Annotated in this window: 11 protein-coding genes; 1 reads left to right on the forward strand and 10 read right to left on the reverse strand. The window is 47.7% G+C overall.

The genetic code is table 11. The features are described 5' to 3' along the window. Nucleotides 1–16: 16 nt before the first annotated feature. The 3 genes from QFZ48_RS01875 to QFZ48_RS01885 form a co-directional block, all read right to left on the reverse strand. On the reverse strand, nucleotides 17–3,349 hold the full coding sequence (locus QFZ48_RS01875; protein WP_429046199.1) for a SusC/RagA family TonB-linked outer membrane protein: 3,333 nt from the start codon (nucleotides 3,347–3,349) through the stop codon (nucleotides 17–19). Between the two features lie 134 nt (nucleotides 3,350–3,483). Continuing rightward, complete coding sequence (locus tag QFZ48_RS01880) at nucleotides 3,484–4,419, reverse strand: FecR family protein (RefSeq protein WP_429046197.1); 936 nt, start codon at nucleotides 4,417–4,419, stop codon at nucleotides 3,484–3,486. Between the two features lie 313 nt (nucleotides 4,420–4,732). Next, nucleotides 4,733–5,323 carry an RNA polymerase sigma factor gene (locus QFZ48_RS01885; protein ID WP_370911593.1) on the reverse strand — a complete coding sequence of 197 codons (591 nt, stop codon included), beginning with the start codon at nucleotides 5,321–5,323 and terminating at the stop codon, nucleotides 4,733–4,735. A gap of 360 nt (nucleotides 5,324–5,683) precedes the next feature. Here QFZ48_RS01885 and QFZ48_RS01890 point away from each other — a divergent pair, with 360 nt between their 5' ends. After that, entirely contained in the window at nucleotides 5,684–6,994 is a 1,311-nt protein-coding gene (locus tag QFZ48_RS01890; protein WP_429060886.1) for a sensor histidine kinase, read from the forward strand. Here QFZ48_RS01890 and QFZ48_RS01895 read toward each other — a convergent pair whose 3' ends face one another. The 7 genes from QFZ48_RS01895 to QFZ48_RS01925 all read right to left on the reverse strand — a co-directional run bounded on the left by QFZ48_RS01895 (nucleotide 6,995) and on the right by QFZ48_RS01925 (nucleotide 19,122). Beyond that, nucleotides 6,995–9,409, reverse strand: coding sequence for an ABC transporter permease (locus QFZ48_RS01895; protein ID WP_429046192.1), 2,415 nt, complete (start codon nucleotides 9,407–9,409; stop codon nucleotides 6,995–6,997). Between the two features lie 224 nt (nucleotides 9,410–9,633). Beyond that, on the reverse strand, nucleotides 9,634–10,398 hold the full coding sequence (locus QFZ48_RS01900) for an SDR family NAD(P)-dependent oxidoreductase (RefSeq protein ID WP_429046190.1): 765 nt from the start codon (nucleotides 10,396–10,398) through the stop codon (nucleotides 9,634–9,636). 94 nt (nucleotides 10,399–10,492) lie between these two features. After that, the gene (locus QFZ48_RS01905) at nucleotides 10,493–12,289 is read right to left on the reverse strand and encodes a TlpA family protein disulfide reductase (protein WP_429060889.1); all 1,797 of its coding nucleotides are present in this window, start codon (nucleotides 12,287–12,289) and stop codon (nucleotides 10,493–10,495) included. 11 nt (nucleotides 12,290–12,300) lie between these two features. After that, the gene (locus QFZ48_RS01910) at nucleotides 12,301–13,704 is read right to left on the reverse strand and encodes a RagB/SusD family nutrient uptake outer membrane protein (protein ID WP_429046187.1); all 1,404 of its coding nucleotides are present in this window, start codon (nucleotides 13,702–13,704) and stop codon (nucleotides 12,301–12,303) included. Nucleotides 13,705–13,743: 39 nt separating this feature from the next. Continuing rightward, nucleotides 13,744–16,962 carry a TonB-dependent receptor gene (locus tag QFZ48_RS01915; RefSeq protein ID WP_429060892.1) on the reverse strand — a complete coding sequence of 1,073 codons (3,219 nt, stop codon included), beginning with the start codon at nucleotides 16,960–16,962 and terminating at the stop codon, nucleotides 13,744–13,746. Nucleotides 16,963–17,218: 256 nt separating this feature from the next. Next, nucleotides 17,219–18,406 (reverse strand): FecR family protein, encoded by a 1,188-nt coding sequence (locus QFZ48_RS01920; protein ID WP_429060893.1) that lies wholly within the window; start codon nucleotides 18,404–18,406, stop codon nucleotides 17,219–17,221. 80 nt (nucleotides 18,407–18,486) lie between these two features. Beyond that, nucleotides 18,487–19,122 carry an RNA polymerase sigma factor gene (locus QFZ48_RS01925; RefSeq protein WP_429046181.1) on the reverse strand — a complete coding sequence of 212 codons (636 nt, stop codon included), beginning with the start codon at nucleotides 19,120–19,122 and terminating at the stop codon, nucleotides 18,487–18,489. Nucleotides 19,123–19,125: the final 3 nt, after the last annotated feature.

The raw sequence follows: 19,125 nt of genomic DNA on the forward strand, positions 1-19,125 counted from the left end.
TCAGTTGCTTACGTGATTAAAATTTCAGGTTTACTCCCAGCGAAATGGTTCTCACATTTGGATAAGTAGAACCGTTGTCGGTATTTAATTCAGGATCCCACAATTTGAACTTGCTGAAAGTAAGCAGGTTGATACCCTGTAAGTAAACAGATGAATTCCGGACGCCTATGCGCTGCAGCAAACTGGCGGGCAGGTTGTAGGCGATCTGCGCAGATTTCAGGCGGATGAAGCTCACATCTTTTACCCACCAGCTGCTTGGCTGGGTGTTGTTTACATTCTCTGCTTCGCCATAGGCGAGACGTGGGTAAAACGCGTCCTGGCGTGGGTTTTCAGGGGTCCATCTGTCGGTAGCAATGCTATAGGCGTTGCTTTCCCCGCCACCGCCATTAAATGGAATGATGGCGCTGCCCTGCAGCATACGATCGGCATCGGAGATTCCCTGGAACAGGAAGCCGATATTAAATCCTTTGTAGGCAAGATTTAACCCGAAGCCATACACCATTGCGGGTACATCGCCGCGGCCGATCTTTGTTTCATCGGAGGAGTTGATCTTACCGTCTCCGTTAAGATCCTTGTATTTGATGTCGCCCGGTTTCACCTGTGAGCGGGATCCCGGAACGGCGCTTTTGTCGATGTCTGCCTGGTCAATGAACAAGCCTTCTGCGATATAACCATACCGCGCCAGGATATTATTGCCGCGGTGTTCCATCCATGGGTACAGCTGCGGCGGGCGGTCATCTTCCAATACTTTATCCTGGTTCCAGGTAATGTTACCTCGCACGGATACTTCTACATTCCCGATACGTGCATTGTATTCCAGGTTGGCATCCAAACCTTTGTTTTCCACGGCGCCGAGGTTACCATACTGCTGATTATCAAGGCCCATGAAATCCACGTTGGAAGCGCGTTGCAGGAAGATACCGGTACGGTGTTCCTTGAACACATCCACATTTACAAGGAGACGGTCGTTCAGTGTACGCAGTTCTATACCCAGGTCCTGTTTGTTGGAAACAGACCAGCGCACATCCGATGCATAACGGGTGATGCTGATACCACTGCCGCCGTTAAAACCTTTTCCAAACGTATAGCCGTGATCGTTATCATTCAGTTTGGTGATATACAGGAAACGCTCTTCTGCGCTACCGAGACCGGTATTACCGTTGGAGTAGCGGAACTTCAGGAAGGAGATGGCGTTTTTAAACGGCTCAAAAAAACGTTCATTGGAAGGTACCCAGGCTAAACCGATAGCGGGGAAAAATCCGTAGCGGTTTTCCGGTGCAAACAATTCCGAGCCGTTGTAGCCGAAATTGAATTCCATAAAGTAACGGTCGTCGTAAGAATAGGCTGCTTTACCTGCCAGGCCGAGGTATCTTTCCGGGATGGAGTTGATAAAGTCGCCGGCGAGGGTATTGGTTTTATCGCTGGTATAAAACAATCCTAAACCGGTTACGCGGTGTTTACCAAAACCACGGTCGTAGTTGATGGCGGCCTCTGTATAAAACTGGCGGGTGGTCTGCCGGTCGCCATCGTTTTTATCGAAGCCGAGGTATTGATTACCGGTGAATGTTTTCAACAGGTTAAGCGTACCATCCGGTTTGTACGGATTGTTCATATCCGGGAACCAGGTGTCCTCGCGTTTGGAGCGGGTAATATAGTTCTGGTTAAATACGTCGAAGGCAAACATCGCGGTGGCCGACAACCCTTCCGTAATGGATTTCAGGTCTTGCGTAGCCCGGATATTGGAGTACAACTGGTTCCTGAATTCGTTGCGATAGCCTCTGCGGGTAAGGTCGGCATAAGGATTCCTGAAGCCGCCGTTGGCCGAGCGACCGGGAACGAAGCCACCAGGGTACATTACAGGATACACCACCGGGGAGGCGTCCATCGCGCTCTGGAAAATATCGTGGGTGTTAATGCCGGGGTAGTTACCATTGGAGAAGTATCCCTGCAGGCCTACATCAAGCTTGGTGGACTTTGTAACTTTCAGGTTCAGGTTAGACGTAAAGTTATAGCGGTTATATTTTAAGGAAGAATTGTACTTCTCCAGGTCGTCTGTTTTCAGGAAGCCGCTTTCGTTATAGTAGCCGAGTGATACGTAGTACTGTGCATTTTCCACACCGCCGCTGGCGTTGAGGTTAGCGCTGCGGGTATGACCGTATTTATTGAATACAGCATCCATCCAGTTTACGTTCGGGTATAACAGCGGGTCCACGTTACTTTTTGTTTTTTCGATAGTTTCTTCGGAGAACACCGGGTTGTGGTTGCGTGTGGTAGAGGCTTCGTTGGCGAGGTTCATATAAGTAACGCCATCGAGCATTTCCGGTCGTTTGGTAAAGGAGTTTACGCCTTCATTATAATCGAAGTAGATCTGTGGTTTACCTACTTTCCCTGTTTTTGTTTTCAGGAGAATAACACCATTGGCGCCGCGCACGCCATATACGGCGGTACCGGCGGCATCTTTCAGGATTGTGAACGACTCAATGTCTTCCGGGGAAATGTTATTGATAGATCTTTCCACACCATCCACGAGGATGAGGGGCGTTGCTTTATTACCGCCTCCGAAGGTGGAGATACCGCGGATCCAGATATCGGCGCTGCCTTTACCGGGTTCGCCGGTACGCTGCACGCCTATTACGCCGGCGATGCGGCCTGCCAGCATGGAAGAGATGTCTGATGCCGGCTGTTTAAATTCCGCCGGGCGGATAGTGGACTGGGCGCCTACCAGGCTTACTTTACGCTGGGTACCGAAACCCACTACGGCTACTTCGCCGAGTGATTTGCTGGCTACTTTCAGTTGTACGTTGATGGTAGTTTGACTGCCAGCTACTATTTCTGCCGTTTCATAACCAATGAAGCTGAATGCCAGTACATCGGTAGCAGCGTTTACGATAATCTTGTAACGTCCGTTGGCGTCGGTGGTGGTCATGGTGCTTACGCCCCTTACAGCTACGCTTACGCCGGGAAGTGGTTTACCGTTTTCATCTTTGATCACACCGGACACCACTACTTCCTGGCGGGTCATGGCCGCTTTGGGGGCAGTGAGTTTACTGATGACTACAATATCATTTACTTCTGCATATCCGAGGGATTTGTGTTGCAGTAATTTTTCGAGAACGTAGTCCAGTCGCTCGTTGGAAAACGAGTACCCTTCTACTTTGTAGCCGCTGAGCAGTTGCCTGTCGTAGGCAAAATTAATTTTTGTATGGCGGTGCAGGTCCCTGATAGCAGATTCCAGGCTACCTCCTTTCAATGCAATAGTGACGCTGGTTTCCTGCAGGATTTGTCCCTGGCCGGCGTATACCGGCAGTATGGCTGGGACACACGTCAGGGCCAAAACGACTGCAAGCATTCGTTTTCTGAAATTTTTTACAATTTTCTTCATACGTGGTTAGGCATTAATTGTTAGCATTAACAAAAGGTTCCATTTACGTGGCATTAATACGTAGTTGTTTTAAGCGATTAGCTTTGGTGATACATTGTTTATTATTCGTAAATAACGGTGTGCTGATTGATCGTGCGTACTTTCAGATGATGGATCGCCGCCAGCACCTGTGCTGCTTTTTCGGGCGCCATATCTGTTGGCAATTCCGTGGTATATCTGGTGGTTCTTACATGTTCCTGTGTGGTGGTGATGGTGATGCCGAAGTTTTTTTCCATCAGTATCACCATGTCGTGGAAAGTAACATCATTGAAAACGAGTTTGCCATCCTTCCATCCGGGCAGTTGTTCGTCTACCGGTGAAACTTTTATCTGCCCGTTGTTCCGGTTGTACACCAGTTCCTGGTTTTGCCCGAGGATGTGTGCGGGTGAGGCTTTTCCAGAGATGCTTACTTTGCCGGATACCACTCCTATGCTGAGGGTGTGTATTTCTTTATAGGCGGCGATGTTGAAGGACGTTCCCAGTACGGTGGTCTGGAGCGGACCGCTTTCTACAATGAACGGTACACCGGGATTTGTTTTCACATCAAAGAAGGCTTCCCCGTCAACCAGGTCGAGTTTTCTTTCTTTGGAGAGGTTGTCGGGTATCCGGATCGTGGTGCCGGCGTTTAACATCACTATTGATCCGTCGTTGAGGTGAATGGTTTTTCTTTCACCGGTGCGGGTGGCGTAGGTGGTCCAGGTAGCCTGTGGGTGTGGATGCAGCAGGTACCAGGCCGCCCCGGCGCCTGCCAGCAGCAATACAGCCGCTGCAGCTCTTTTCCAGCCACGGGTAAGATAAAACGTTTTAGCGACTTCAATTTGCGGCTGGATATTTAGCCACATTTCGCGTTTTATATGCTGTTGCTCCGCCTCATCCATTTCTGGTAAAGCTGCTGCATCGAACGACTGGTACCATTGTTCTATGAGTTGGTTTTCCGGTCCGGAGCTATGCCCCAGCATATACTTTTTAAAAAGCTGTCTGATTTTACTGACTTCCAAAGCGCGCGATTTTATTACTTATCTGAAAAAATAATATCCGGTACTAGTCCGGTTTAAAAAATATTTCCCCTCCGGGAGAAGGATGCCTGGCAGCGGATCATCTCCGGGAGATAGCCCTTTACCACCAATGATATGGCCTTCCCGGGGACAGCCATTCCGGGAACGCCCCGTCGTCTGCATGAATGAATGATGCGCCCCGGGCAATGGATGACACAGTACCGCCTCTCCCCTGCGGGGAGCCTGCCGGTAACAAAGGGAAAAGGTTAGACCATCGGGCCAATCCTGCACGCCGGGAAAAACTTTATCCGGCGGACTACTGTTGCTGATGTAACTGGGAGAAGAGGTAGATTAATACCAGTGTCCAGTCGCCGGTGGAAGAGGCTTTCAATGAAGTACGGAGGCGTTTTAAGGCATCTGTCAGCTGATTCTTTACGGTTTGTTCTGAAATATTAAGTGTTTTTGCAATATCGGCGATGGTATAATCATCCTCCCTGCTCAGGCGGAAGATCTGCTGCATGCGCGCAGGCAACCTGCCGATCTCGGTTTCGATTTTGGCTTTTAGTTCTTTGGTTTCTAATGTATCAGTCGCAATGTAATCGTCGAAAGTATCAAAAAAATCCGCCTTTTTAATTTCTGCGGCACTAAAGGCATAATGGCTGATCACGCGGTACCGGATGGCGGTGAACAGGTACCGGCCCAGGTCTCCCTCCTGCGTTACCCGGATATCGTTCCTTCTTCTCCATAACGTAATCATCACCTCCTGCACCATGTCTTTCGCCTCATCTTTATCCACACGCTGACAAGCCTTTAAATAAAGGGCCTGCCAATATTTATCATAGATAGATTCAAAAGCAGCTGTATCATCTCTTTTTATAAGCTGTAATAAGTCTCCATCACTCATCATTTTTCGCGCATATTAAAAGTGGGTGAATACCTCATCATCTCTCCCGCGGCCGAAAATTAATGATAATTATTTTAGCTTTCCCGCTTTTGTAAAATGCATTTAGCAAAATGTAACGGAAACGGATGGTCTTTACGTATACCCCTTCGCGTTTGGGACAATATTATCTTCGCTTACAGATAATGGCGCGGATATTGCTTTTGATGGCGGTCAGATTTTCTTTGGCCACGCCGCATTTTTTTTAAAAATTAATCAGGTAGTATAAAGAAAACCGCGAAAAAATTGTGACATTACAATAATATGATTATCCTGAGCCCGGCATTTTCACTGCCAACAGCAGTTGTTTTTGCTTAAATTAGTAACATGTCAACACCCGGAACCATAACGATATCCCAACGATTGAAACAATTCTCACACTTCCTGATAGGAGACCCCAGACAGTTCTCGCTGGAAAACCGCATATTCAATGCGATATGTGCTATTTCCCTCTTTATTATTGCCATTAACGTACCATATAATTATGTTACCGGCCTTACGGTTACCTCGCTCATCTTTGCTTTACTGGTGCCTGCATTCTCCTTTATTTATTTTTTGTCGAGATACCGGAAGAAGGTAAATATCAGTATAGCCATTGCCGCGATCGTTATTAACGTGAGCTTCGCTATTAACTATTTCTACAGCGGGGGAATACAGGGCGCCTCCCTGTTGTCCTTTACCCTGGCGTTCTTCCTGGTTATGCTGATTTCCTCCCGGAAACAATATTACTGGTGGCTGGCGCTGAACCTGCTCACCGTACTCGGGCTGATCATGTGGGAATATTATCACCCGGCGGTGGTAGATGCGGTTTATAAAACGAGGAAAGACATTTTTGCAGATATGACCCCTACCTATATTATCTGCGTGTGCGTAATTTTCGTAGGAACGGTTTACCTGAAAAATGCCTATAACAAAGAAAAGCAGCAGGGAGAAGAAAAAACGCGCGCACTTGAAATCATGAACACGGAAAAGAGCAAACTCTTTTCGCTGATCTCGCACGACCTGCGTAACCCATTGGCAGCGATACAATCGTACCTCCAGCTGATGCGGGAAATAGAACTGGACCCCGAAAATAAAACCCAGATAGAAACGGAACTGCTGTACGTGGTCAACAGCACACAGGAGATGCTATATAATATCCTTGTATGGTCTAAAACGCAAATGGACGGGCTCAATGTAAATCTTACTCCTGTAGACGTCGCATCGGCCATACATCCCATTCTTAAAATCAACAAAATGGCGGTATCCAAAAAAAAGATCAGCCTGGATACCAATATAGACGCGTCTATAAAAGTGATGGCCGACATCAATATGCTGCAGCTGATTGTGCGTAACCTGCTTGGCAATGCCGCCAAGTTCACCCCTTCCGGTGGAACCATCTTCATCAAAACCAGCAGGGCCGGCAATAAATGCTTAATTGAAGTGAGAGACAGCGGTGTGGGTATTGACCTGTCCAGGCAACCGGATATTTTCTCCCTGAAAGTACGTTCCACTTTCGGAACAGATAATGAAAAGGGGATTGGACTGGGGTTATTTCTCTGTAAGGAATATACCACCGCGCAGGAGGGACAGATCTGGTTTGAAAACAACCGCGAAGGCGGAAGCTCCTTTTACCTGGAACTTCCGCTGGTCAACTGATTATTCTGCTTTGAGGCTGTTCACCGGGTTGGCCGTAGCAGCCCTGATAGCCCGGTAGCTGACAGTTAAAATGGTGATGGCGATCGCAATAAACGCGGCCAATACAAAGGTTGTCCAGCTCATTTTTACCTGGTAGGCAAAATTCTGCAGCCACCGGCTCATCACATACCAGGCAAGCGGACTGGCAATAACAACAGCCACCAATACCAGTTTCAGGAAGTCTTTCGACAGCATGGCCACAATACCCGTTACTGACGCGCCCAGCACCTTGCGGATGCCTATTTCCCGGGTACGTTGTTCCGCTGCATAAGTGATCAGCCCGAATACTCCCAGGGACGCAATTAATACGGCCAATATGGCAAAGGAAATGAAGATCCTGCCTGTACGCTGTTCTGCAATATAGAGGCGGTTAAAATCGTCATCAAGAAAAGAATAGACGAATGGCTGCCCACCCATACCCGGCTGCGCTTCATAGGCGGTTTTTATCTTTGCAATGAGTTCCTGGATATTACTGGTCTGGATGCGGAATGCCATTGACTGGAAATTTTCCCGTAGCCGGAACACCATTGGCGGTATTTTATTCCTTAAGCTACCGGCATTGAAATCTTTTACCACGCCTATTACTTTCAGCGGCCTGTCTCCATCGGCATAGAGATACTTTTCATTCAGATCCCTGAAATCAAATAACCGGGCTGCCGTTTCATTGAGCAATACAGCAAAAGTATCGGAAGGCATGTCTGGTGAGAAATTCCGGCCACTGGCCATTTGCATGCCCATTGTGTGGATGTAATCCGCATCCACATACCATTCCGGTACGCCGGTTACCTGCCCGGTGCTGCGGGCGGCATCTTTTGAATAGATATTGGTGTTCTGTCTTATATCGGTAGGCAAAGAGCCTGTCATAGTACCCGATTCCACACCTGGTATGTTCAGCACTTCATTTTTAAAGTTGCGGGCATGTGTCCACAACGACTGGGTATTGCCCAGGATGAGCACCTGTTCGCGGTTATAACCAAGCTTTTTATTCCGTATATAATTCAGCTGACTGTTGATCACCAGCGTACCAACAATCAACAGGATAGCAGAAGCAAACTGGAAAACCACGAGGCTGTTCCGCAGCCATCCGTTCCTGAAACCGCTGTTTAACCGGCCTTTCAGCACTTTGATAGGCTCAAAGCCCGACAGGAAAAAGGCGGGATAACTGCCAGCCAGCAACCCGATCACACCAGCAGTTACCAGCAGGAAAGGCAGCAGCCATAAAAAATACCCCGCCTCCAGCGTAATGTTTTTTCCTGACAGCTGGTTGAGATACGGGAGCAGTAAAATGGCGAATGCCACTGCCAGTAACAGGGCAAAGAAGCTGGTCAGCATAGACTCCGTAAGGAATTGGAAAATCAGGGAAGACCGTTGGGAACCCAGCACCTTCCGCACTCCTACTTCTTTAGCGCGCCCGGCAGAGCGGGCGGTGGAAAGGTTCATGAAGTTAACGCAGGCAATCAGCAGAATGATGATCGCCACCGCAATGAAGATGTACACATATTGAATATTGCCGGAAGGTTCTGCTTCATCGGCCAGCGGGGAATATAAATGAATGCTTGTGAGCGGCAGCAGGTTATATCCAAAATGCCCCCCTGATTTTTGGAGATCTGCAAAGGTACTGCCGGTCATTTTCTTCAGCGGCCCCTCCATATATTTTTTGGTAACGGCATCCACATAGCTTTGCAGTTGCGCGCCGGTGGCGCCTTCCCGCATTAATACATAGGTGGCGTAGTTGTCTGACATCCATCCGCCGTTTTCCCGGCTTTCGGGTAATTCGGACATGGCGCGCACAAAATCGAAGTGCAGGTGCGACTGATCCGGCACATCTTTTATTACACCGCTGATCTGGTAAGTGGCCACATTATCTGTTTGCAGTGTTTTACCCACTACATCGGTGCTATTAAAGTATTTGAGTGCCATCCGTTCGGAGATGACCATGGTATTAGGTTGGGTGAGCGCGGTTTTAGGGTCGCCGCTGATCATCTGCAAGCTGAATACATCGAACAGGGTGGAATCTGCAAAGCAGGCATTTTTTTCTACCAGTGTGGTGTTCCCTTTTTTTACCAGGATACTTCCCTGGCGGATAAACCGTACATAGTTTTCCACGTTGGGATATTCCTGCAGCAGCACCGGGCCCAGCTGGCTGGGGCTGAATCTTTCTTTAAAGGCATTGCCGTTTACAAAAAAATCAGCATTGATACGATAGATCCTGTCGGCTTTTTTATTGAACCGGTCGTAGCTCAGCTCATCTGTTACGAACAACGTGATAAGTAAACAGGTGGTCATGCCAATAGCCAGCCCGAATATAGTGATGGCTGAAAAACCTTTGTTTCTCCAAAGGTTCCTGAGTGCAATGCTGAAGTAATTCTTAAACATAATATGCAGGGCGTTCTAATTGGATGCCGGAAATCAGGAGACATGATAATCAGCACTTTAACATCAATACACGACTACCGGATGCCCGGTTTCAATACAGCAGGTGTCCGATTACGGTCATGGTTTATTAAGTGGCAACAGCCAAAAATAAACCTATTTTAATCGCCCGATATAAAAAAAGCACGGCAGGAAACCCGCCGTGCTGCATAATTTGTTTTACTCTATTACAGGAACATGCCTCCGGAAGCTTCAATACGTTGTGCGGTGATCCATCGGGCTTCTTCGGTACACAGGAAGGCTACCACGCCCCCAATATCGTCCGGTACGCCGGTGCGACCAAGGGCGGTATGGGCCGAAATGTATTCAATTGCCTGTGGCGCATGTTCAAAAACGGATTTTGTAAAATCTGTTTCAATGATGCCGGGGGCCACTACGTTGGCAGTAATGCCGCGTGTGCCCACTTCTTTGGCCAGGTACCTGGTAAACACTTCTATGGCGCCTTTCATGGAAGCGTAGGCGGCATATCCGGGTGTGGCAAACCGCGCCAGGCCGGTCGACAAATTAATGATACGACCATTGTTATTAATAAAAGGTAATGCTTTCTGTGTGAGGAAGTATACGCCCTTTAAGTGCACCTGATACAGCTCATCAAAATCTTCTTCCGTAGTATCGGGGATGAGGGAGCTTCTGTCGATGCCCGCATTGTTTACCAGGAAATCGAATTTGCCTTCGCCGGTGTTTTCCTGCAGGTGCGCCGCAACTGTTGCCAGGAATCCATCGAACGATTTTGTGTCGCCGGTATCCAGCTGGTAGGCGATAGCTTTTTGCCCGATAGCCTGGATTTCTGCTACTACTTTGTCGGCCTCCGCCTGGTTGCTTCTGTAAGTGAGGATGATATCGTGCCCGCTTTTAGCGAGTTGTAAAGACATATTCTTACCTAATCCGCGACTGCCACCAGTAACCAGGGCTATTTTGTTTTTTGTTGCCATTTTGTTTTATTTTTTTTGATAAGACAAATTTCCGGGAATCTTTCCGGCTGGTTATGGTGACTACTTAAGTATTTAATGGTACCCGTTTAAGTATTTAGTCGTTTAACAGGATCTCCAGCTGTTGCTTCAGCTTTTCTTCCACTTCCGGTCCTTCAAAGCCGATGTTGCTGAAAATGATGTTCCCTTCTTTGTTGATGAGATAGGAAGCGGGAATGATGTTAAACCGGAACTTATCTCCTATGGCCGGGTCGGTATTATAATACACCGGGAAGGAATATTTTTTATTACCGCTCCAGCCCTGCGCGTCGGCTAAGGTGTTGCGGGCGCCGCTGTTGGCAATCATAAAAACCACATCGGGGTGTTGTTTATATTGATCGTACAATTTCTGCAGGTAGGGCATTTCCTGCATGCAGGGTACACACCAGGTGGCCCAAAAGTCGATCAGTATGATCTTGCCTTTCAGTGAAGCGGCAGATACCGGCTGACCTTTCATATCTACAAAGGAGCTGAGTGGCGGGGCGGGACGGTTGATCCGTTGTTTCTTTACTTTTTCTATCAGTATTTTTTTCCGGAACTCCTGCAGCTGGTTCAGTTGAGCGGTATTATTGGTTTGCTGGTAATATGTTTCCGCGTTGTCGAGTGTTTCTTTATCTGCATAATAATCCACGGCTTGTTCCATGTGTTTGTCTGCCGCTGCCAGGCGTCCCTGTTTCATATCGATGAGGCCCAGTACAGATGCCAGATGCCGGCTGGCTTTATTATACACCGCATTACGCGTACTATCGTCTGCATACGGATAGATGTATCCCGTTTCCGGGAAATGACGGATCACGCCTACCGGGTAGCTGCGTACGCTGTCTAACGCCAGTTGTGCGTACCGGCGTGCGGTATCCAGCGAGAGGTTATTATCCAGCAGTGTTTGTGCAATCTGTTGCCAGGTGATCACCTTGTAAGGATTTTCCTTTTCGGTGGTCATAAAACGGGCATGATATAATGCTTTGTTACTGTCTTTTCTTACAGCATAATATTGAAGCAGGACATCGTGCATTTCTGTGAAAGATTCCCTGTTTTCCGGGGTTTCCTTTTTCAGTTCGTTTTCAAAGAAGGTGATCTGCCGGGCTGTGTCTTTTCCTTTCGCCACGATGCCGGTCATGATATCCCGGCCCAGTGCGGATTCCGGGTAGCGTTCCATCACTACGCGCCGGATAGAATCCAGCCGGGAGTTTTCGCCGATGATCAGGTAGCCCATGGTTACCTTATTCATGTTGCCGGGAGTTGTGGGCGCGCTGTTAAATTTGTCTGCAATCACCTGGTGTGCCTCTGCCCTGAACTTTTCTTTTTCTTTGGCGTTGGTGGCCTTGTTCATTTCGTAGGTAAGCAGGCGCAGTTTTGCTTCGTAGTTGTCCGGGTAACGTTTCAGTTCTTCTTTATAAAGCGCGGCCTGTTTATCGGCCAGTAGAGGGGACTTGCCCATTTGCGCACTAAGACTGTAAGCTTTGTACAGCGCCATATCTTTTACCGGCACTTTGTTTTTATACACCGCTACTTCGTAGTGCCGGTCTTTTGCCGGCTTATCCACAGCATCGCCGCTTTCCAGGTAAAAGGTAGCGAAGGTGGTGTAGTCGGCCAGTACAAAAGAGGTGGTCCATTTATTCCCGGTACGCTGCATGTTCATGCGCCATGCGAGGTTGTAAAAGTTGGAATAGGAAAACACGAGGGTGACCGGCGCAGCGGTAACCGGAATGCCAGCTCCCGGCGCAGCGGGATCGTAAGTGACGGTTACGGTTTGACCACGTTCCGGATATTCCGGGGTGATCACTACCCGTTGTTGTGCATATATTTTACCGGCTGCCATGGCAGCCAGTAAAAGTAAGATGATTAATTTCTTCATATCGGCAATGGTTATTTGTACCCTTCGTTCTGGGTAAGATTAACATTGGTTCTGATGGCATCAGAAGGAATCGGGTAAAGGGTATCGGTAGATTGCCAGTTGGCACCTTTAATCGGTCCCAGCACCGCATCCGACCTTTTGGTACGTTTCAGGTCAAACCAACGGTGGCCCCACTCTGCAAACAATTCCACTTTTCGTTCCTGCTCCACTGCCAGCAGCAGGGCGGGTTGTGCGAGGGAAGCAGACAAACCGGGTAAACCTGCGCGTTGACGGATAGCATCCAGGTCGGCGCGGCCATCGTCCAGTTTTCCTTGCTGGATGCGGGCTTCCGCGCGGATGAGATACTGTTCTGCAAGACGCATTACCATGGAGTATTCGGTAACGCCGCTGGTACTCGTTCTTATTTTGTATTTATAAGGGAAGTAAACACTGGTACCCGCAGTGGTTTTGTAGTAAACGATCCATTTGGTAAACCGCTGATCATTCGGTTCGTATTTTCTGATCAGGTTGATGGTATCCAGCCGGAATACCGCTGTACCAAAGAGGCCCGTGGTGGGGTTAATAGCCGGGGTAGAAGTAAATCCTTCCCAGGTGTTGCGGCCACCCACTACATTAAGTGGCTGCAGCTGCCAGATCGCTTCATTGCTATTAGCCAGGAACACTTTGTTCAGATCAGTTACCAATGAATAACGACCATTATCGATGACCAACGATGCAGTAGTTTCTGCCAGTGCCCAGTTTTGGTTATACAGGTACACCCTTGCCAGTAATGCGTTGGCTACGGATTTATCCGGGCGTATATGCTGCCCCGTAGGATAATCATCTCCCATTAATGCCACTGCTGCTTTAAGATCCGTGATAATCCCATTATATACTTCCGCACGTGGTGCGCGTGGTTTTACACCGTTAACTTTATAGTCTGTGCCGGTGATCAGGGGCACATCTCCATACATATTTACCAGGTAAAAATAACAGAAAGCGCGCATGAACAGGGACTCTCCCATTAACTGGTTCTTTACGGCAGGCGTTAATGCGGATGCGGTGGAAAGTCCTTCTACGCAAGCATTTGTCTGGTAGATATAACTGTAAAGATCCGCAAACATACTCTGTACGTACTGGCTGCTGGGCAATAACCTGTTCTCTTTAAAAACATCATAATTGGCGAAGGAAGAGTAATAGGCCATATCATCTGCCTGCATTGCGGTGAGGTAGTTAATGAGCACATTTGCAAACTGGTAGTTGAACGAGTACATACTGCCATATAAACCGGTAACAGCGGCCGTAGCAGTTTTATCATCTGTAAATACCAGTCCGGATACCAGCTCGTTCTTTGGTAACGGCGTATCCACATACTTGCTGCAGGAGCTGCTGCTGAAAAGGAGAACACCGATTAAAAATATATGAATTCGTTTCATGGTAAATCTTTTTATTATCTGCAAAACAGGAATATTTCTTTATAAAGCAAATTGTAACCCGATGGTATACGCTTTTAATGGCGGCATTACCATGCCCTGGGTTTCAGGATCAAGACCTTTATAGTTGGTAAAGGTGAGCAGGTTTTGCGCTAACGCATAAACGCTGATGTTATTGACTTTCCAACGTTTGGTATATTTCGACAGGTCATATCTCACCGAAACATTTTTCAGGCGGATATAAGAAGCGTCGCCCCAACTGGCGGTAGAGAGGCTGTAGTTCCTGTAGTTAGCCGTTCCTGCGGAAGTAGTAGCGCCGGGTACATTCGTGTTATCGCCTTTATTCTTCCAGCGGTCCAGCGCACGCAGGTCCTGGTTGGCGAACGAGCCGATGGCAGGACTACTGTATCCATAGCCGATTTGCGGGCCTTCCTGTTTTACAAACTGCAGCAGGAAATCAAGGCTGAAACCTTTATAGGTAACGCTGTTTTGTAACCCGCCGTAGTAGGCCGGCATTGTTTTACCCAGTGTTACATAGTCGTCATACTCTGCCGGATCCGTAGTAGTGCCGCTGTTGCTGTAGAACTGCGCCAATCCTGTTTCAGGATCGATTCCCATGAACTTATATCCTCTTACAATAGTTAATGATTGTCCTACCACATATATATCTTTGTAAATAGAGCCTTCAATACCCGGATACGATTTCAATTCATTTTTACTTACCGTCAGGTTTAAGGATGATTTCCAGGTAAAGCCGGGTCGCTGAATATTAATAGTATTCACTTCAAATTCCCATCCGCTGTTAAGCACGGATGCCGGGAAGTTGGCGGTGATAGACGGAAAGCCTACCTGTGGTGGTAGCTGATCCTCCACCAGTTGATTACCGGATATGTTATGATAATAGTTGGTATTAAACAGAATCCTGTCTTTCAGGAATCCCAGTTCCAGTCCAATTTCCTTTTTGCGGTTTTCCTCCCATTTATACAATGGATTGGCTAAGCGGGAAGGTGTTAGTCCGGATACCCCATCATAAGGATAAGGATTGGAGGTCCAGCTGTCGAGGTACTTGTAATTTCCTATGTTATCGTTGCCAGTAACGCCGATGCTTGCACGAAGTTTACCAAAGCTGAGGAAACCCACATCTTTCATAAAACCTTCTTTGGTAAATATCCAGGCGGCTCCTATGGCGCCGAAGTTACCGAAGCGGTTGCCGGGGCCAAAGCGGGTGGAGCCATCACGGCGATAGGTGGCATTCACTAAATATTTTCCTTCCCAGTTGTAATTGATCCTGCCGAAAACGGATGTGTAACGGTAAAAGGCGTACTGTGATGGATTAGGGATGACGAGACTGGCCGCCTGTTGATCTTCCAGCAGCGCATCACTGGAAAAGCCGGTTGCTTTTACGGACTGTCCCTGGGTAATGGTTTGTTGCCAGGTGCCGCCCACCATTACCTGCAGTTCACCTTTTGCGATGGTTTTGTTATAATCTATCTGTGGTTCAATGATGTAAGATCCAATGTCGGAAGTACCAAAATATGACATGCTCCCGGTGGAAGTAATCGGGTTAAAGGTGGCATCCGGATATACCTGCACCTGCCTCATATTGGATTTGTTGTAACCCAGGCTGGTTTTCAGATTCAATCCCGGGAGGATGGTATACCTGATGGTACTGTTAGCCACCAGGTTATTGGTATTTATTTCAGACCGGCGCAACAGGTATGCCTGTGGATTTTGCGCATTTCCAAACCAATAGTATTTACCGGTAGAATCATACAGCGGATAATTGGGAGACATGTTGAAGAAGGTAGTGAGATCACTTGCCAGCGAATTATCTTTATTGGCCGAATAATTCACAGAGGTGCTGATGTTAAACTTTCCATCGGTGCTGTTATGATTTAAATTAAAATGGCCTGCGCCTCTCTGGTAGCCGAGGCTTCCGGGCATTACTGTTGATTCCTTATGATAAGTGCCGCTTAACATAAACTGTGTTTGTTCACTGCCGCCGGACACAGAGCCTTGTGCTTCCGTAGTGTGACCGGTACCGCCGATCATGAACTTTTGCCAGTCGGTGGTTTGATGCTGATCCCAAAGGGTGAGGTCTGGTGCAATATCCTCGTCGTATGGTTTATTATCATTTTTATAGGCTTCTTTACGCATGGCAATGTACTCCGGCGTATTCAGCATTTTTACGGTATTAACTACTTTATTGGCGCCCGTATATACGTTGAAGTTAGCCTGTGTTCTGCCTGATTTACCTCTTTTGGTGGTGATGAGCACCACGCCGTTAGCACCTCTGGAACCGTAGATGGCAGTAGCATCTGCATCTTTCAGCACATCGATACGTTCAATATCTGAAGGATTGATGGTGGCCAGCGGGCTTTGACTGCCGTTGGCAGAAGTAAACTGGTTCAGCGGTTCGGAGTAAAAGGGCACACCGTCGATGATATAAAGGGGATCATTTTTATGATCAGGATCGATAGAGCTTTGTCCTCTTATCACTACTTTAAAGCTGGAGCCGGGTAAACCGTTGGAAGATGATATCAGCATACCGGCCACCCGGCCCTGCATCGCGGCCAGCGGGTCCATTACCGGCTGTGAAGCGATGTCTTCCGCCTTTAAGCTGGATACCGATCCGGTGTTATTGCGTTTGCTGGTGGTGCCGTAGCCAATCACCACGGTTTCGTCCAGGCTGCTGGCGCGTTGGCGAAGGAACAGCTGTAATGGGCCATAGTTCCCGATACGAACAGTATATGGTTCGTAGCCGACGTAGGTTAACACCAGTTCATCGCCGGGACCTGCTGCGAGAGAGAAATGTCCGTTTTCATCCGTGATGGTACCAATATTAGAGCCTTTCACCTTGATGGTTACCCCGATAAGCAGGTTACCTGCGGCATCTTTCACCACACCCGTCACCGGTTGCTGAGTGGCTTCCGGTGCGGTGCTGATGTTGTTGCTGCCTGCGGGCAGCGCTTTCTTTTTGATGAAAATTGTTTTGTCTTTGATCGTATAATCCAGTGGCTGGCCTTTAAAGATTTCCGTAAGGAAGTCTGCCAGCCTGGTGTTTTCCGCCTTGATGGTAACCGGTTTCACGGTGCGCAGCAAGTCCCGGTCGTAAAAGAACAGGTAGCCGGTTTGCTGTTTTACGGAGGTAAACACCTCTTCCATCGGCGCGTTTTTCACCGATACAGACACTGTTTGACCGAAGGCACCCGCAGATACTTTCAATGTCGCCACAATCATGAGAACAATCGTTAATCTCATAGTAAGTGCAATTTTGGTTGGGGAAAGTCCAGGCATAGAAAGGACTTTACCATAATAATTCAATTGCATAGATTTGCATTTGTTAGGATGGATAATCAGTATTCAAGTATGTACAAGCTTAGTGCTACTATCATCCGGACATATTCGCCGGGGGTGGGTCCAATCACCTCCGGTTTTTTTATCCGTATAGCGGCATTACAATCTCTGAAGTTGGTGGTGCATAAATGTTCAGTTGACAATAGCTAAAAAAAAAACATTATGGTTCCACGATAATGCTGCGTCCCTGCAGGCGGAAATGGATACCGGTACTTTGCAGTCCTTCCAAAACATCCGACAGTGGCAGATTACGTTGAATTTCCCCTTGGAACCGGCGGGCAGGGATATTACCTGCATAAACAATTGTTACATCATACCATCTGGCCAGCTGACGCATCACGGTGGGGATGTCTGCATCGCGGAAATTAAATTCTTCCTTTTTCCAGGCCAGTATCGCAGCTGTATCTGCATGCGCTACGATATCGATATTTCCAGGACTTTTTACCAATGCCTGCTGACCGGGTAATAATACCCTGGAATTGTTGCCTGCATTTACTTTTACGGCTCCTTGTATAAGGGTCGTTTTGATGCCTGGTTCATCTGTATAGGCGTTGATATTAAAACTGGTGCCTAATACTTCTATGTTGGTTTGGTGGCCCACTTTTACCTGAAAAGGCATTTTCGCCATGGCAGCCACTTCAAAATAAACTTCTCCTTTTATCTCCACTTCCCTTTTCCCCTGCTGGAATGCAGTGGGGAAAGTAATTGAGGAAGCTGCATTCAGCCATACCCTGGTACCATCCGGCAGCGTGAGGCGGAACTGTCCACCTCTTGGCGTAGCCAGTGTGTTCAGCATAGTTTGTGCAGAATAATCCTGCGCGTTGTATTGCAGCTGACCATTATTCAGGTGAATAAGGGCACCCTGTTGTGTGATCACGCGGTTACCGTTGCTATCCAGCGGTATTACCGAACCATCTGCCAGTGTTAACGTGGCTTTGCTGGTACCCGGCATAATAGACGTGGTGGAAAGGGCCGTTACCGGGGCAGGCGGGGCGGAAGGGCGAAGAAAATATAAGCCTGCACCCAATAACAGCAAAACAGCCGCAGCAGCGGTCCACCAGCGATACAACGGGCGTACCGGCACATTATCTTTTACCGGGAAATGCTTTGCACTGAAAGTGTTCCAGCCGGCAGTAACATCAAATTTCTCGTATTGCAACAATTTATCACGGAGTATATCCGGGTCGGTCATCTGTTCAAAAAAAAGACGGTTCTCCGCGGAGGCATCACACCAGGTCCGCAGCTCTTCGGCTTCGGCGGCTGTCAGTATACCCTGCTGATAACGGCCTATCAGCCAGGCTATCCGCTGCAATAATGGATTTGTTTCACTGTTTTGATCTATTTCCAACTCACCTCTTTTACTATAGAAACAATAAAAAACTACTTTCGATTAAATAAATCTGAAAAAAATTTTACGGGCTAACAGGATCAGTAATAATTATAATAATATTTGAGAAGGGTAATATAGATGCCCAGTAAGGGCAGTATGTTCTTTTTAATGAGACTGCTCCTGATAAGTTTAAGCGCCCGGAGCTTTTGCGCCCTCACCGTATTGTAGGAGATTTGCAGGGAGGTGGCTATTTCTTCATTCTTTCTTCCTTCAAGATAGCTCATCTTAAAAATCCGCCGGCATTGGGTGGGCAGATGTTCTATTTCCCGGTACAACTGCTGAATGATTTCCGTTTCGGTGAGTACCGGATCAAATCCGGCTATTTCCGTGGTGACCTGTTCTTCCTGTAAATAAGAAAATTCTTTTTCCTTTACATTAAGCCGCTCCCTGCTTTTCAAAAAATTGAGGCAGGCATTTTTGGTGGCGATAAAAAGAAAGGCTTTTATGTTGGCGGCAGATTTGAAGTCGCCGCGTTTATCCCAGAGCTTTGAAAAGGTTTCCTGCACGAGGTCTTCCGCCTCCTGTGCGTCCGCAACAATGGTAAAGGCAAAATAACATAATGCTTTGTAATGCTGGTTAAAAATGAATTGGAAAGCGGATTGTTCTCCACCAGCGAACTTTTGCAGTAAAATATGCTCCTTGTTTGAATACTCCTCTATCATCCCTGGAAACACCCT

Source organism: Chitinophaga sp. W2I13, assembly GCF_050434005.1.
Lineage (GTDB): Bacteria > Bacteroidota > Bacteroidia > Chitinophagales > Chitinophagaceae > Chitinophaga.

What these genes read in the sequence shown, in the direction of transcription:
- QFZ48_RS01915 (WP_429060892.1), bottom strand. Translation starts at nt 16,962, where the DNA reads ATGAGATTAACGATTGTTCTCATGATTGTGGCGACATTGAAAGTATCT.
- QFZ48_RS01885 (WP_370911593.1), bottom strand. Translation starts at nt 5,323, where the DNA reads ATGATGAGTGATGGAGACTTATTACAGCTTATAAAAAGAGATGATACA.
- QFZ48_RS01895 (WP_429046192.1), bottom strand. Translation starts at nt 9,409, where the DNA reads ATGTTTAAGAATTACTTCAGCATTGCACTCAGGAACCTTTGGAGAAAC.
- QFZ48_RS01910 (WP_429046187.1), bottom strand. Translation starts at nt 13,704, where the DNA reads ATGAAACGAATTCATATATTTTTAATCGGTGTTCTCCTTTTCAGCAGC.
- QFZ48_RS01900 (WP_429046190.1), bottom strand. Translation starts at nt 10,398, where the DNA reads ATGGCAACAAAAAACAAAATAGCCCTGGTTACTGGTGGCAGTCGCGGA.
- QFZ48_RS01905 (WP_429060889.1), bottom strand. Translation starts at nt 12,289, where the DNA reads ATGAAGAAATTAATCATCTTACTTTTACTGGCTGCCATGGCAGCCGGT.
- QFZ48_RS01890 (WP_429060886.1), top strand. Translation starts at nt 5,684, where the DNA reads ATGTCAACACCCGGAACCATAACGATATCCCAACGATTGAAACAATTC.
- QFZ48_RS01875 (WP_429046199.1), bottom strand. Translation starts at nt 3,349, where the DNA reads ATGCTTGCAGTCGTTTTGGCCCTGACGTGTGTCCCAGCCATACTGCCG.